The sequence below is a fragment of the Mesorhizobium sp. M0563 genome (assembly GCF_040321065.1).
GTDB lineage: Bacteria > Pseudomonadota > Alphaproteobacteria > Rhizobiales > Rhizobiaceae > Mesorhizobium.
In genome coordinates this window covers 63,694-78,198 of the sequence record NZ_JAMYQV010000006.1, presented here as the reverse complement: position 1 = coordinate 78,198, position 14,505 = coordinate 63,694, and the positions used below count along the sequence as shown (strand labels likewise).

The 14,505-nt window shown below is 62.5% G+C and carries 14 protein-coding genes; 3 read left to right on the top strand and 11 right to left on the bottom strand.

Annotated elements, in window-relative coordinates; translation table 11 throughout:
* The first annotated feature begins 12 nt into the window (after window positions 1-12).
* On the top strand, window positions 13-507 hold the full coding sequence (locus tag NKI50_RS10555; RefSeq protein WP_352716463.1) for a DUF8737 domain-containing protein: 495 nt from the start codon (window positions 13-15) through the stop codon (window positions 505-507).
* Between the two features lie 302 nt (window positions 508-809).
* On the opposite strand, the gene NKI50_RS10550 is transcribed toward NKI50_RS10555, so the two are convergent.
* The 5 genes from NKI50_RS10550 to NKI50_RS10535 all read right to left on the bottom strand — a co-directional run bounded on the left by NKI50_RS10550 (window position 810) and on the right by NKI50_RS10535 (window position 4,103).
* On the bottom strand, window positions 810-1,244 hold the full coding sequence (locus NKI50_RS10550) for a YybH family protein (RefSeq protein ID WP_023718345.1): 435 nt from the start codon (window positions 1,242-1,244) through the stop codon (window positions 810-812).
* 184 nt (window positions 1,245-1,428) lie between these two features.
* Window positions 1,429-2,484: a S8 family serine peptidase gene (locus NKI50_RS10545; RefSeq protein WP_502900358.1), complete on the bottom strand. Its 1,056-nt coding sequence runs from the start codon at window positions 2,482-2,484 to the stop codon at window positions 1,429-1,431.
* Between the two features lie 38 nt (window positions 2,485-2,522).
* Complete coding sequence (locus NKI50_RS30555) at window positions 2,523-2,885, bottom strand: hypothetical protein (RefSeq protein ID WP_502900356.1); 363 nt, start codon at window positions 2,883-2,885, stop codon at window positions 2,523-2,525.
* On the bottom strand, window positions 2,875-3,543 hold the full coding sequence (locus NKI50_RS10540) for an anti-sigma factor (RefSeq protein WP_352484363.1): 669 nt from the start codon (window positions 3,541-3,543) through the stop codon (window positions 2,875-2,877). The genes NKI50_RS30555 and NKI50_RS10540 overlap by 11 nt, the downstream gene beginning before the upstream one ends.
* Complete coding sequence (locus NKI50_RS10535; protein WP_352716461.1) at window positions 3,540-4,103, bottom strand: sigma-70 family RNA polymerase sigma factor; 564 nt, start codon at window positions 4,101-4,103, stop codon at window positions 3,540-3,542. Before NKI50_RS10535 ends, NKI50_RS10540 begins: the two co-directional genes overlap by 4 nt.
* A gap of 192 nt (window positions 4,104-4,295) precedes the next feature.
* Between NKI50_RS10535 and NKI50_RS10530 the strand changes: the two genes are divergently transcribed.
* Together NKI50_RS10530 and NKI50_RS10525 are read left to right on the top strand one after the other, a co-directional pair.
* Complete coding sequence (locus tag NKI50_RS10530) at window positions 4,296-4,712, top strand: NUDIX hydrolase (protein ID WP_031193706.1); 417 nt, start codon at window positions 4,296-4,298, stop codon at window positions 4,710-4,712.
* A gap of 601 nt (window positions 4,713-5,313) precedes the next feature.
* Window positions 5,314-6,318 carry a zinc-dependent alcohol dehydrogenase family protein gene (locus tag NKI50_RS10525; protein ID WP_352547952.1) on the top strand — a complete coding sequence of 335 codons (1,005 nt, stop codon included), beginning with the start codon at window positions 5,314-5,316 and terminating at the stop codon, window positions 6,316-6,318.
* 81 nt (window positions 6,319-6,399) lie between these two features.
* Here NKI50_RS10525 and NKI50_RS10520 read toward each other — a convergent pair whose 3' ends face one another.
* The 6 genes from NKI50_RS10520 to NKI50_RS10495 all read right to left on the bottom strand — a co-directional run bounded on the left by NKI50_RS10520 (window position 6,400) and on the right by NKI50_RS10495 (window position 14,487).
* Window positions 6,400-7,239, bottom strand: a complete 840-nt coding sequence (locus NKI50_RS10520; RefSeq protein WP_352716459.1) for an alkaline phosphatase family protein — start codon at window positions 7,237-7,239, stop codon at window positions 6,400-6,402.
* Window positions 7,240-7,247: 8 nt separating this feature from the next.
* Complete coding sequence (locus tag NKI50_RS10515) at window positions 7,248-8,948, bottom strand: ABC transporter ATP-binding protein (RefSeq protein ID WP_352640562.1); 1,701 nt, start codon at window positions 8,946-8,948, stop codon at window positions 7,248-7,250.
* Window positions 8,948-9,775, bottom strand: a complete 828-nt coding sequence (locus NKI50_RS10510; protein ID WP_023718087.1) for an ABC transporter permease — start codon at window positions 9,773-9,775, stop codon at window positions 8,948-8,950. Before NKI50_RS10510 ends, NKI50_RS10515 begins: the two co-directional genes overlap by 1 nt.
* Window positions 9,776-9,786: 11 nt before the next feature.
* The gene (locus tag NKI50_RS10505) at window positions 9,787-10,746 is read right to left on the bottom strand and encodes an ABC transporter permease (protein WP_023718086.1); all 960 of its coding nucleotides are present in this window, start codon (window positions 10,744-10,746) and stop codon (window positions 9,787-9,789) included.
* A gap of 16 nt (window positions 10,747-10,762) precedes the next feature.
* Window positions 10,763-12,349, bottom strand: coding sequence for an ABC transporter substrate-binding protein (locus NKI50_RS10500; RefSeq protein WP_352464554.1), 1,587 nt, complete (start codon window positions 12,347-12,349; stop codon window positions 10,763-10,765).
* Window positions 12,350-12,504: 155 nt separating this feature from the next.
* Window positions 12,505-14,487 carry a CocE/NonD family hydrolase gene (locus NKI50_RS10495; RefSeq protein WP_352716456.1) on the bottom strand — a complete coding sequence of 661 codons (1,983 nt, stop codon included), beginning with the start codon at window positions 14,485-14,487 and terminating at the stop codon, window positions 12,505-12,507.
* Window positions 14,488-14,505 lie beyond the last annotated feature (18 nt).

Genomic DNA, 14,505 nt, shown 5'->3' with positions numbered 1-14,505 from the left:
AGAGAAGGCCAAATGTCCACGGAAATAGTGTTCCAAACCCATCTTGTTCTCGGCTATGTCGCATGGCTGCTTTGCTTCGGCGCATACGGTTTGCCGTGGCTCAGGTCGATGGACCGGGTCGCAGCGCAACGTGCTATCGCTACGCTGCACAGCTTCCGCTTCTTCGGGCTCGTCTTCATCGTTCCGGGCGTCGTAAGCCCCAATCTGCCCACCGATTTCGCCGTGTTTGCCGCCTACGGCGATTTCGCGACTGGCGTGCTGGCCATGCTGGCGCTGCTCACAGTGAGGATACGCCCGCTCTTCTGGCCGTTGGTCGTCGCCTTCAACGTCGTAGGGACGGTCGACCTCATCGTCGACTATTACCACGCCATTCAGATCGGCCTTCCTGCACGCGCGGGGGAACTGGGCGCAACCTACGCGATCCCGATCATCTACGTACCGCTGCTGATGATAACGCACATCGCCGCATTCTATTTTCTGGCGCGTCCTCGGCAAAACGCGACTTAAGCCATCGTAGTCGATCCGCCTGGCCGGCGCGCATTGCCGAACGGCTGGCGTCGCGAATCTCCGGCCGGAGCAGGCCGCGCGCGGCGAGGTCTGGCCGTTCGACCAGTGGTCAGGGCATCCAGGGCCGGCGCGCCGATGTAAAGGTCAAAACTCGATCACTCCCGGCGACCGAGTTCGACCCAGAGCGGCCGTCCGACCCTGCGAGCCCGATGACGCTGGCCAACCCTTAGCAGAAAACGGACTGAAGAATAGCCGCGCTGCAGCAGCAAAGGAGATCGATCGCTTCCCCAATACCACAACCGCTATCGGAGTACCGAATCGGCCGGCTGAGCCGTCGTTATCGGATCGGCATGACGATGCACAATCTTCCACAGACCATCTTCTGGGCGAAAGACGCTCGTCGCGCGTAACGCAAGAGGCGTGACATCGCTCCGACCGCCAACCTTGGACCTGAGCCGCTCCACTTCGACGATGTATGCCAGCTCAGACGTCACACACTTCGCTATGTTCTCGAAGCCGCTAGCGTCGCCGTCCCTGTAGTTCGATGCCGCCTGCTCCATCGTCTCAACGACCTGCTTCCATCCATGAGCGAAAGGGCCAAAGGGATTGCCCAGTGTTACATCGTCTCGTTGGGAAAAGAGCTTCTTCGCTGGCGCGGGGTTTCCTTTCATGAACTCATCCAGAGCCAGGTGGTATTCTTCAACTGCTTGATCGAAGCCACTGGCGTCGAGGGACACGTCATCCTCCCTGTCGTTTTTATTTCTGATCCGGACTGGCGACCACAGGTCTACATTCTGTGCGCCCGCAGCGGTGAAGCATTTTCCCTACGGCGGCGTAGTGCAGGTTGGCTTGGTCATTATAGCACGGCGTGAGACAAGTTTCGCGACAGCGTTATGAGACGGCTCGGTTCAAACACGAGACTTAGTCCTTGGCCGCCTCGGCCGCCTTGGTGTCCAGCAGCCCAAAGCCGAAATCATTGTCCCGCCCCTTGGGGCCGAGATCCTTTGCCGTGGCGGCCAGTGCTTTCTCGACCCAGTCGGCCGAACGGTCGGGCGCGGCATGCAACAGGTTGGCGACCGCGCCGGTCACGATCGCCGCTGCAAAGGACGTCCCGGTCACCACATCCGAGCCGGCGCCGCTTGGCGCCACCATCTCGACGCCGGGAGCGGAGATGAAGACGTAGGCGCCGCGATTGGCCTGCGGCATCAGCCCGTCCTTGGCATCGGTGGCCGTCACCGCGATCACGCCGTCGAAGGCGGCCGGATAACCATAGGGCGCCTTCGGCCCGTTATTGCCGGCGGCGGCGACCAGCACGATGCCGAGCGCGCGCGCATTGCGGCAGGCGATGCCGAGCAGGTCGTTCTTCGGGCCGACGAAGCTCATATTGATGATACGGACATCCTGCTCCGCCGCCCAGTCGAGCGCCGAAAGGATGACGTCCATGGTCGACTTGCCGCCCTCGAAGGCGCGGGCGTGATAGATCCTGGCGCCCGGCGCCATGCCTTTGAACGCGCCGGTGCCGGCGATCAGTCCATCGACCGAAGTACCGTGGTCGCGTGCCTTGATCGGCACGTCGGGCATGGCATCGAACTGCTCGGCGATGACACCGGAGAGCGCGGGATTGCTGTCGTCGATGCCGGTGTCGATGACGCCGACGCGGACATTCTCGCCGCTGGCTTCCTTGGCGTCGAGCGCGATGCGCTCGAACGCATAATTGACGATGCTGGCCGCCTGCTGCAGCGAATAGACGTGGTTGGCCTCACGCCGCAAAGTGCGGCCGTCGGCGGCAAGCTGCGCCAGCACGACGCCGACTGGGCGGCCATCGGGAATGCCGAAGCGCACCAGCGTGTTGCCGAGCAGCCGCGACTGCCGCTGCGAGCGTATTTCGAGGCCGAACGAGGCGGCGATCTGCTGGACCGCGCCGGCATCGCCATTGACCGTGACCAGCACCTCGTCGGGCACGAAATCGCCGATCACGGCGCGCGGCGGCTCGGTTGCGACAAGATCGGTGGGTGCTACGATCGGACCGCCCGGCGCGGCCGCCGGTATTGCGGCAGGCCCGAAGGCGGAGCGGTCGGCGGGGCCGCGGTATTGCCGGGAGGTATCGGCGCCTCGGTGACTAGGGTAGGATTGGGGAACAAGTCGACGATCAGCGCGGGAAGAAACACGGCACTCACCGTTGAAGCCTTAGCCGGCGTTTTGCCGCCGCTATCCTTCCCGTCGTCGCCGTCCTTGGCGCAGTCGGTGCCGGCGGCACTTGCCCGGTTCAGGCAGTCGATCTCCGCCTGGGTGAGGTTCGGGTCGTTGGTCTGCGCCATCGCGGACGTGGCGAAGATTGTCATCGCCGCCGTCAATCGAATGACCGCCTTAGCCGCCATCAGCCGGTTTCCTTCCCTCCAGGGCAGCTTCGGTGAAAGGCTGGGCGGCAATAAGGCCAAGCAGCTTCTGATAGTCGGCGGCGGTCTTGGCCGGAACGCCGAGGCGGAAGACACCGTCGGCGGTCGGCCCGCCGGCGATCTTCAACTGGTTCTGGTCGAGAAAAGCGACGATATCGGACAGCTTCGCATCCGGTTTGAACTTCACCAGTGCAAACGGCATTTTGGCCAGATCGTCTGCCGATCCGGCAATCTTGAAGTCGCCACCTCTGCTGCCGGTCTGGACAAAGGATTGCGCGACGACCAGGGCCAGCAGCACCGCGGCCGCGGCCCAGGCGACGCCGGCCGGCACCGCCATGAAGCGGCTCCAGGCCTGCGCCAGCCAGGGCGACGCCGCCGGCGCGCGGGCCGGGCCGGCCTCGGCGTCGAGCGCCTTGGCAAAGCGGCTGAGCGCATCGGCCGGCGGGCGGATTGCCTCGTTTGCGGCAGCAGTGCCGGAGAATTCGGCCTCGGCCTCGCCAAGCGCGGCCATCGCCGCCGGATCGCTCTCCAGCCATTCCTCGATGGCTTCCAGCTCGGCGCCTTCCAGCGAGCCGTTCAGATAAAACGGCAGCAGCATTTCCATTTCGTCGCGGCGTGACATTTTTTCAGCGGCGCTCATGGCCACCCCCTGTCGTAACCGGCGGCCTTGAGAGCTTCGCCGAGTTTCTTGCGGGCGTAGAACATCCTGGTCTTGACCGTGGCGACCGGAATACCGAGCACCTCGCCGATCTCGCTCACCGATTGCCCGTGATAATAGGCAAGGTCGATCACCGTGCGATGCTCTTCCGGCATGGCATCGATGAAGCGTCGCAAGGCAGCGGCCTTGTCTTCCTTCATCGTCACGACTTCCGGCGTGTCGGCACCGTCGGCGACCTGGGCCGCGTCATCGTCGTCGATCCAGTCTTCCTTCTTCCTGCGTAGCAGGGACAGCGCCTTGAAGCGGGCAATGCCGAGCAGCCATGTCGAGACCTCCGAGCACCCCTCGAAGGCCGGCGCCTGCCGCCAGAGCTCGAGGAACACCTCGTTCGCGATATCGTCGGCCATCAGTTCCGATCCCGTCTGGCGTGCCACGAAGCGGTAGACCCGCGCGTGGTGGCGCATGAACAGGAGCCGCACGGCTGCACGGTCGCCCTTCGCGACCCGCTCGACGAGCGCGCGATCGGTCTCCGCGGCTGTCATCGCCGGTCGAGCCGCCTGGCTCCTGCCTGCTCTGTCGCTGATCAGCCCAAAAAGGTTCACCGCCTCCGCCGGATATTTGCGGAGGCTAACCGAAGAGCGGAGAGGTTGCCAGAGGTGCGCTTTCTCCTTCTCCCTGCGGGGGAGGGAAGACGCCGCCTTTGCAAACATCGCTGCAGCGAATACGCTCCGCAAATGATCAGGAATCCCACAGTTACGGTCGGTGCATTGCTGGTGAACCACGACCGGAAGGTCTTGATGGGTCTTCGCGCTGCCTGGAAGAGCGCGTGGCCTGGGCATTGGGACACGATCGGCGGCCGCGTTGAAGCCGGAGAGACGCTGGAAGAGGCACTCGTTCGCGAGATTCAGGAAGAAATTGGAGTGACGCCAACAGATTTCGGTTGGATGCGGTGCATTGGAGAGCGCCATCCCGAGCTCTATGGGAAGGCGTTGCACCACGTTTTCAAGGTCATCGGCTGGGAAGGCGGGGATCCAAGCAACATTTGCGAGGAACACACCGAGATCCGGTGGTTTGATGTCGAGGAACTTCAGCGCCTCCCCAATCTGGTGGATTGCGATTATCGCCGGCTCGCAAAGCTCGCCGCGACGTGACCTCCCGAAAGTACCCGTTCTCGCACGTGATCCGCGCACCGATCCTCGGCATTTCCCGTGACGCGAGGGAATCCCTAGGTGCTCAATTTCCCGCGCTTGCCATCCGCCGTCCCTTGATTCGCCTTCTCCAGCCCGCCGATCTCCACTTCGGCATCTGTCGCTGATCGGCCCAAAAAGGGTTCACCGCCTCCGCCGGATATTTGCGGAGGCTAACCGAAGAGCGGAGAGGTTGCCAGAGTGTACCGTTCTCCCCCTTTTTAGCGATACTGTCTCGGCCGTCAGGCTCGCAATGACGGCGGCCACAAGGCGGCTCATAACCATCGGGTAAGGTGCAGTCGTTCAGCCTCGGGCGAGGCGTAATTGGACGCCATCGCCGTGCAGGGATTCCCGACAGTTTTGTAACTCAACAGTCCGCTGCCGGGCGACTAAGGTCCCGATCGCAAATGGCAATCCAGCCTGAAGAAACGAAATGTTATGACCAACAACAGCTTTGCGGCCGCGATTCTCGTGGATCAGTCGCCCATGGCGGTGTTCGCCGCGGTCAAGCGTCCACGCGAGTGGTGGGGCGCATGAAGCCTTGCGCGGTCGGAAGGAGCTTTCCATGAGATTGATTAGGCTGAAAGCGCCGGGAGGCTTGGAAAATCTCAAGCTGGTCGAGGAAGATTGCCCAGAACCAGGGCCGGGTGAGTTGCTTGTCAGGATACGAGCGTGTTCGTTGAATTTCCACGACAGTATGGTGGCGCTGGGAAAGAAACCGTGCGCCGATGGCCGTATCCCGCTGTCCGATGGCGCCGGAGAGGTGGTTGCGGTCTCAGACGATGTCCAAGAATTCAAGGTCGGAGATGCCGTCGTCAGCACCTATTGGCCCCATTGGCTGGCAGGCGAACCGACGCCAGCCAATAAGAAGGGCGAATTGGGAGATGATGTTGACGGCTATGCCCGCGAGTATGTGTGCATGCCCTGGCATGCCTTCACAAGGGCACCGGCAGACTTCACGCATGTGGAGGCGGCAACGCTTACTTGTGCCGGCGTCACCGCCTGGAAAGCCCTGATGGTGTGCGGCCAGGTGAAGCCTGGTGATACGGTGCTGGTCCTTGGCACGGGAAGTGTATCGCTGTTCGCGCTGCAATTCGCAAAAATTGCAGGCGCTCGGGTTATTGCCACCTCCTCATCGGAGGAGAAGCTGGAAAAGTTAAAGCGATTTGGAGCCGACATTGTCGTCAATTACAAGGCGGTGCCGGATTGGGGCCAGAAGGCAAGGGTATTGACGGACGGACGCGGCGTCGATCATGTGATCGAGGTTGGCGGGCCCGGCACATTGGCGCAGTCGATAACAGCTTGCAGGATGGGCGGCCACATCGCACTGATCGGTGTCTTGACTGGTTTTGCCGGGCAAGTTTCGATCCCGGCCCTGTTTTCCAATCAGATCAGGATCAGCGGAATCTCGATTGGCAGCAGGGCAGACCAGAACGACATGATCCGTGCCATAGAGGCCAACCGTTTGAAGCCTGCGATCGACCGCGGTTTTCCCCTGCAGGAGATCGCCAATGCCTTCAAGCACTACGAGTCCCAAAAGCATTTTGGCAAGGTCTGTCTCGAACTTTGACTCCTGTATCTGGCCTCCATTTGGCGTCGCGCATTTCGACCGGCTTTATGTTCTCCGCAAGCAAAGCAGGCCAGGCACCAATCAGTCGAGAAATGGCTTTGCCTTCATCGTCGCCGGCACCGGCACGCCGAGGCGCGCAAGCACCGTTGGCGCGAGCTGCAGCTGATCGAGCAGCGTCTTGGCTTCCGGACCCTCGCCGGATCCGAAGTAGTAAAGTGCGAAATCCTGCATCTCCTCGTCGTGGCCGCCATGATGGCCGCGATCGGTCTGGCCATGATCGGCGGTGACGATCACCTCGTAGCCGGCCTCCCGCCAGCGCGGCAGGAAGCCGGCGAGCATGGCGTCCATTGCATAGACGGCATGATCCATCTCATGGCAGTCATGGCCGAAGCGGTGGCCCATCGAGTCCAGCGTGCAGCTGTGCAGGATGCCGTAGTCGATGCCGTAGCGCCTGGTCAGCATGGTCAAGGTAGCGAACAGGTCGACGTCGCTCGGCGTCATCTGGTTCCTGGCATTATAGCCGGTCATGGTGTGGAACCGGCCGTGGCCGATCGGCCCGCCCGGCTCGTCGAACTCCATGTCCTCGACCAGGTCGAACGGACAGGCCCGGAAGAATTCGGACCAGTAGGAATGGGTGACCGCACCCGTCTTGCCGCCGGCCCTGCTGACTTCGGAAAAAATATCAGGCTGTTCGACGCGAAACCGGTTCTCGTTCGACAGGATACCGTGCACTTGGGGCGGCACGCCGGTGTGGATCGAGGCGTAGCAGGATGCCGAGGTCGACGGCAGGACGGAGCGCATTTTCCATACGCGGGCTTCGCCTGATTGCACCCAGCCTTCGAGATTGCCCATCAGCCGCCGCCAGTTCCGGTAAGGCACGCCGTCGAGGATGATGACCAAAAGTTTTGTCTTGAGCGCCACGGGAGTGTCTAATTTCCCGCGCTGGCCATGCGCCGTCCCTTGATCGCCTTTTCCAGCCAGCCGATCTCCATTTCGGGCACCGACGACAGCAAAAGATCGGTGTAGGCATCGAAGGGTGGCGTCAGCACGGTGCTCTTGGCGCCGTAGCGCACCACCTCGCCGCGATACATGACCGCGATTGAATCGGCGATCGACTTGACCGTGGCCAGGTCGTGGGTGATGAACAGATAGGCGACGTTTTCCTCTTTCTGCAGCCCGAGCAGCAGCTCCAGTATGCCATGGGCGACCAGCGGGTCGAGCGCCGAGGTCACCTCGTCGCAGATGATCAGCTTCGGCTTGGCGGCGAGCGAGCGGGCGATGCAGACGCGCTGCTTCTGGCCGCCCGAAAGCTCGGCCGGATAGCGGTCGATATAGCCTTTGCCCATTTCAATCTTGTCGAGCAGTTCGGCGACGCGTTTGTCGCGCTCGCGCCCGCGCATCCCAAAATAGAATTCCAGCGGCCGGCCGATGATGGTGCCGACCGTCTGGCGCGGGTTCATCGCCACATCGGCCATCTGGTAGATCATCTGCAATTGGCGCAGATCCTCTTTCGGCCGGTCGGCAAGCCGGTTGGCGAGCGGCCGCCCGTCGAAGGTGACGGTGCCTTGTTCGGGCGGCAAGAGGCCGGTGATGGCGCGCGCCAGCGTCGATTTGCCGGAGCCGGACTCGCCGACCACCGCCAGCGTCTGGCCCGGGAAAATATCGACCGAGACGTTCTTCAACACCTTGATGTGGCTGCGGCCATAGGCGGCGGTGATGTTCTTGACCGACAGGAACGGGCTCGTGCCGGGCTTCTGCTCCTGATGTTCGATCTCATGCACTGAAACCAGCGCGTTGGTGTATTCCTGGCGCGGCTCCTTGATGATCTGGCGCGTGCCGCCCCATTCGACCAGCCGGCCGTGGCGCAGCACCATGATCTCGTCCGATACCTGGGCGACGACGGCAAGATCGTGGGTGATGTAGAGCGCCGCGACATGCGTGTCGCGGATGGCATCCTTGATCGCCGCCAAGACGTCGATCTGCGTCGTCACGTCGAGCGCCGTGGTCGGCTCGTCGAAGACGATCAGGTCGGGCTCCGAGCACAGCGCCATTGCCGTCATCACGCGCTGCAGCTGACCGCCCGACACCTGGTGGGGGAAGCGCTCGCCGATGCTTTCGGGGTTCGGCAGGCTGAGCTTCTTGAACAGCGCCACGGCGCGCTTTTCGGCTTCGGCCCGCGTCGCCGTGCCGTGCAGCAGTGCTGCCTCGACCACCTGGTCCATCAGCCTGTGCGCCGGGTTGAAGGCAGCTGCCGCCGATTGCGCGACATAGCAGACCTCGCGGCCGCGCAATTTGCGGAACCCTTCGTTGCCGCCCTTCAGGATGTCGCGGCCATTGAGGATGACCTCGCCGCCGGTGATGCGCACGCCGCCGCGGCCGTAGCCCATCGACGACAGGCCGATGGTCGATTTGCCGGCGCCGGACTCGCCGATCAATCCGAGCACCTTGCCCTTTTCGAGCGTCAGCGAGACATCGTGCACCAGCACGATGTTCTTCGGCGCCTCGCCCGGCGGATATACCGTGGCCTCGATGCGCAGATTGCGGATGTCGAGCAGCACGCCGGACCTCGGTTGCCCGGGCTTCGGTTGCCCGGGCTTCGGTTGCCCGGGCTTCGGTTGCTTGTCAGCCATTACCCGCGTCCTCCCTTCAGGCTTGTCGTGCGGTTGAGCACCCAGTCGGCGACGAGATTGACGGAAATCGCTAGCGCTGCGATCGCCGCCGCCGGAATGAGGGCGGCGCCTATGCCGAAGACGATACCATCCTTGTTTTCCTTGACCATACCGCCCCAATCGGCGTCCGGCGGCTGTACGCCAAGCCCAAGGAAGGACAGCGTCGACAGGAACAGCACGGCATAGATGAAGCGCAGGCCGAGTTCCGAAACCAGCGGCGACAGCGCATTGGGCAGGATTTCGCGGAAGATGATCCAGCCGCTGCCCTCGCCGCGCAATTTGGCCGCCTCGACGTAATCCATGACGTTGATGTCGACGGCGACCGCCCTCGACAGGCGGTAGACGCGGGTCGAATCCAGAACGCCCATGACCAGGATCAGCGTCACCAGATTGGATGGCAGCACGGAAAGCACGACAAGGGCCATGATCAGCGTCGGGATCGACATCAGGAGATCGACGAGACGCGACAGAAGCGTGTCGAACCAGCCGCCGAAAACCGCCGCCGAGAAGCCGAGTATAGCGCCGAGCGAGAACGATAGCGCGGTCGCCAGCACCGCGATGAACAGGGTGATGCGGGCGCCATAGATCATGCGCGACAACAGATCGCGGCCCAGATTGTCGGTGCCCAGCCAATGCGCCGCCGACATCGGTTCCCAAGGGACGTCGCTGACGATCTCGGCATTGCCATGCGGCGCGATCCACGGCGCAAAAATCGCCGCCAGAACGAACAGCGCCGTCAGCACGATGCCGATCAATGCCGGGATGGGGATGCGTTTGATGACGAGCATACCCGACCCCTTCATTTCGGATGTCTAAGGCGCGGATTGGCGACGATTGCCGCTATGTCCGCGATGATGTTCAGGCTGATGTAGACGGCGGCGAAGATCAGCCCGACCGCCTGCACCACAGGCACGTCACGCTTGGTGACGTGGTCGACGAGATATTGGCCCATACCCGGATAGACGAAGATCACCTCGACAACGACGACGCCGACTATGAGATAGGCCAGGTTGAGCATTACGACGTTGATGATCGGCGCAATAGCATTGGGGAAGGCATGCCTGCGGATGACCGCGAAGGCGGAAAGCCCCTTGAGTTCGGCGGTTTCGACATAGGCCGACTGCATGACATTGAGGATCGCGGCGCGCGTCATGCGCATCATATGGGCGAGCACCACCAAGGTCAGCGCCGCCGCCGGCAGTGCTATGGCCTGGATGCGCTCGCCGAACGGCATTCCGTCATAGACGGTGGAAATGGCGGGAAACCATTGATGTTGCACCGCGAAGAAAAAGACGAGCACATAGCCGACGAAGAATTCCGGGAAGGACGTCGAGGCCAGCGCCAGTCCCGAGATCAGCTTGTCGACCCAGCCATTGCGGTAGCGCACCGCGATCAGCCCGAGGATGATCGCCAGCGGCACCGCGACGACCGCCGCCCAGAAGGCGAGGAACAGCGTGTTCCACAGCCTTCCCTTGATAGAGGTTGCGATATCCTGACCGCTCGACATAGCCGTGCCGAGATCACCGGTCAGAATGCCGCCGAGCCAGCGAAAATAACGGATGTAAGCCGGATCGTTGAGCCCGAGCTGTTCGCGCAGATTGGCGAGCGACTCCGGTGTCGCCGACTGCCCGAGAATGGCTTGCGCAACATCGCCGGGCAGGATCTGGGTGCCGGCGAAGATCAGGACCGAAACGGCCAATAGAAGGATGATGCCCAGCGCAATGCGCTGGGCCACCAGTTTCACGATGGGTGAGGACATATCCGCAAGGCCGGGCTCAGGCTTCGAGCCAGCACTTCGCGAGAGCATATCCGTTCATCAACTCCTGATGCGGATCATCCACCCAGCCGGCAACCTTGGCGCCCGTCGCGTCGATGAACTGATTGAACATCGGCAGGATCAGGCCGCCCTCGTCGCGCACCATCACAGCCATGTCGTGGTACATTGCCTTGCGCTTGGCCTCGTCGAGCTCGGCGCGAGCCGCCAGCACCATCTTGTCGAAATCCGGACGCTTGAACCGTGTGTCGTTCCAGTCGGCCGTCGACAGATAGGCAGTCGAGTACATCTGGTCCTGCGTCGACCGGCCGCCCCAGTAGGAGGCGCAGAAGGGCTGCTTGTTCCAGACTTCCGACCAGTAGCCGTCGCCCGGTTCGCGCTTGATCTCCAGCTTGATGCCGGCCTTGGCCGCGCTTTGCTGGAACAGCTGTGCGGCATCGACGGCACCGGGGAAGGCGACGTCCGACGTCCGGAGCAGGACGGCACCGTCATGGCCCGACTTCTTGTAGTGGAACTTGGCCTTGTCGGGATCGTATTTGCGCTGCTCGATCTCGGTGAATAGCGGGTACGATGCATTGATCGGGAAGTCGTTGCCGAGCGAGCCATAGCCACGCAGCACCTTGTTCAGCATCTCCTCGCGGTCGATCGCCAGCTTCAGCGCCATGCGCAAATCGTTGTTGTCGAACGGCGCGGTGTTGCAGTGCATGATGAAGACGTAGTGGCCGGGTCCCGAATGGTTGCGGATGGTGACGCCGGGCACACGCTTGATCAGGTCGACGATCTTCGGCTCGACGCGGTTGATCATGTGGACCTGGCCGCCCTGCAGGGCCGCCGTACGCGCCGTGGCGTCGTTGATGACGATGATCTCGATCTGGTCGGCATGGCCCATCTTGTCGCCCTGCCAGTAGTTGGCGAAGCGCTCGCCGCCATGGCGCACGCCGGGCTCGTTGGTGGTGACCTTGTAAGGACCCGCCGAGATGCCGGCATCGGCCTTGTCCTTGCCGCCGTTCGGCTGGATGATCAGGTGATAGTCGCTAAGCAGATAGGGAAGATCGGCATTCGGCTCCTTCAGCGTCAACACCACTTCCTTGCCGCTGGCCTTGATGCTCTCGATGCCTTTCATATAGCCGAGCGCGCCGGATTTCGACTTCTCGTCCGAATGGCGTTCGAGGGTGGCGGCCACGTCCTCTGCAGTCACTTTCTTGCCGTTGTGGAACTCGACGCCGTCGCGGATCTTCAGCGTCCAGGTCTTGGCGTCGTCCGACGAGCCGATCTCCTCGGCAATGCGGTTCTCGAGCTTGCCTTCGGGAGACAGCTCGACGATCAGTTCGCCCCACATCTTGCCGAAGGCGAACGGCACCTGCGTCATGAACAGCGCCGGATCGAGGCTGTTGGTGGATTCGCCACCGACGAGGCCGGCCTTGAGCGTGCCGCCCTTGACCGGACCCGCCGCGCGGGAAGCGCTGGAAAGCAGCGAATTGGCGAAGGTTGCGGTGACGCCGAGCGCTGCCGCCCGGCCGAGAAAATCGCGACGGCTCAGCTTGCCGGACGCAACGCGCCGGCTCAGATATTCCAGTTCGTTCGACATGTTGAGTTCCTCACTCTGTTGGTCCGACCTTATGGTCGTTTTTTCTCATTTCAATCGGGAGAATAATGACCGTAAGGGAAAGGGGTAAGCAAGACCGAATGCGACATGCCGTGGCGTAAATCGTGCGTCGCAATTGGACCAATCGCTATAAGTGCTCAAAGCAGTACCCGCGGGATATTCTCCTCGAAGTCGCGCTCGAAGACCAGTTTCTCGCCTTCATAGGCTTCAATTCTGGCGCTAACCATGAAGCTTTGCGCGTCGGAGCGCATTTCGGCGAAGGTTTCGGTGCGCACCGACCATTCATTTCGCGACAGCGTCTGGGTCCAATGCGTCTTGCCCAAGGCTGACAGCGGATCGTCAGGATGGATCGCCCACGTCTCTCTCGCGATGCTGCCATTGGCAAGGCTGTGTTCCAGGTCGCGCACCTCACCGAAATCGTCGACGATGGAAAGCGTGATCATTCCGGTCTTTTCGTCGCGATCGACATGACGCTCGGAATTGGCGGCGCGGACCGTTTCGGTTGCCCAGGGCGTGGCGCCTTGGGGGGCGGGGAAGGTGACCTCGTCGCCTGTCGCCGGCGGGCGCAGCGGCAGCATCAATGTCGCGGCCGACAATTCCAGCCGGACCGGCTCCGGCGACGGCCAGATCATCGGCCAATAGCTGTTGGAAATGGCCACACGCAAGCGGTGACCGGCCGGCACGCGATAGGCGCATTGGTCGAGCACCACCCGGGCGTTGACGATTTCGCCGGGCACCAGCGCTTCGGGAAATTCGTGCGAGTTGCGATGCGTCAGGTTGAGCACGCCGTAGGAGATCAGCTCCGACGCTCCGTCCGGATGGACGTCGCACAGCCGAACCGCGATGTTCGCCTGGCGCCGGTCCGCCGAGCCCCTGACCGCAACTTCGGGAGCACCGACGATGTCGATCGCTTCGTTCAGCACCGGCTGGTCGAAACACACCGACAGCGCATCGTCGGGGCGCTGGTCACCCGGCAGTTCCGGTCCAAAGGTGAAGGGGAAATATTCGCCACCGGCAAGGCCGCAGCTTTGCGGCGAAGTGACGATAGCGTGGTTGCCTTCAGCGATAAGCTCAACCTCTTGCGTCTTGATGTTGGGTGACGGCCATTCCGTTTCAGCGACCCAGCGGCCCGGCCGCTCGGGATGCCAGCGCGCCGGACGCACGCTGTCCATCACATAGGCGCGGTAGGCCGGGTCGGCCTCTACGCCGGTGTCGAGGTCCTTCAGCCAGCGGTCCCACCAGCGCAACGCCTCCTGCAGGAAGCCGATGCGCGGTTCGGGCGCGGCGTAATGCGGGTATTTGTGGATCCACGGGCCGACGATGCCCTTGACCGGCGCCTCGATATTGGCGGCGAGATGGGAAATCGTATTGCGATAACCGTCATGCCAGCCGCCGATCGACAGCACCGCGGCATGAATGGCGGAATAGTCCTCGCAGATCGAGCCGCGCTTCCAATAGGCGTCGCGATGCTGGTGCTTCAACCACAGCGGCGCCAGGAAGGGCTGGTTCTCCAGCCGGGTCAGCCACAGCTCGCGCCATCTGTTGTCGCCGGCCAGCAACGGATCCGGCGGCCGCGACGAATAGGACAGCATGGTCGAAGCCCAGCCGAAATTCTCGATCAGCAGGCAGCCGCCCTTGTAGTGGATGTCGTCGGCGTAGCGGTCGACTGTCGAACAGAGACTGATAACCGCCTTCAGCGCCGCCGGCTGCTTGGCTGCTACCTGCAGGCAGTTGAAGCCGCCCCACGAAATGCCCATCATGCCGACATTGCCGTTGCACCAGGGCTGCGCCGCCGCCCAGGCTATGACGTCGCAAGCGTCCTGCAATTCCTGCTCGGAATATTCATCGTCCATCAGCCCTTCGGAATCGCCGTTGCCGCGCATGTCGACGCGGATCGAGGCGTAGCCGTGGCCTGCGAAATAGGGATGCGTCAGCTGATCACGATAGATCGTGCCGTCGCGCTTGCGATAGGGCAGATGTTCGAGGATTGCCGGCACCGGATCGTCGGCGGCATCGGCCGGCATCCACACCCGCGCCGACAGCCGGCAGCCGTCCGGCATGACGATCCCCATATCCGGAAATTCGACGATCTTTCGTGGGAATTCAGTGACGATTTTCATGCCGGCAGACTCCAGGAG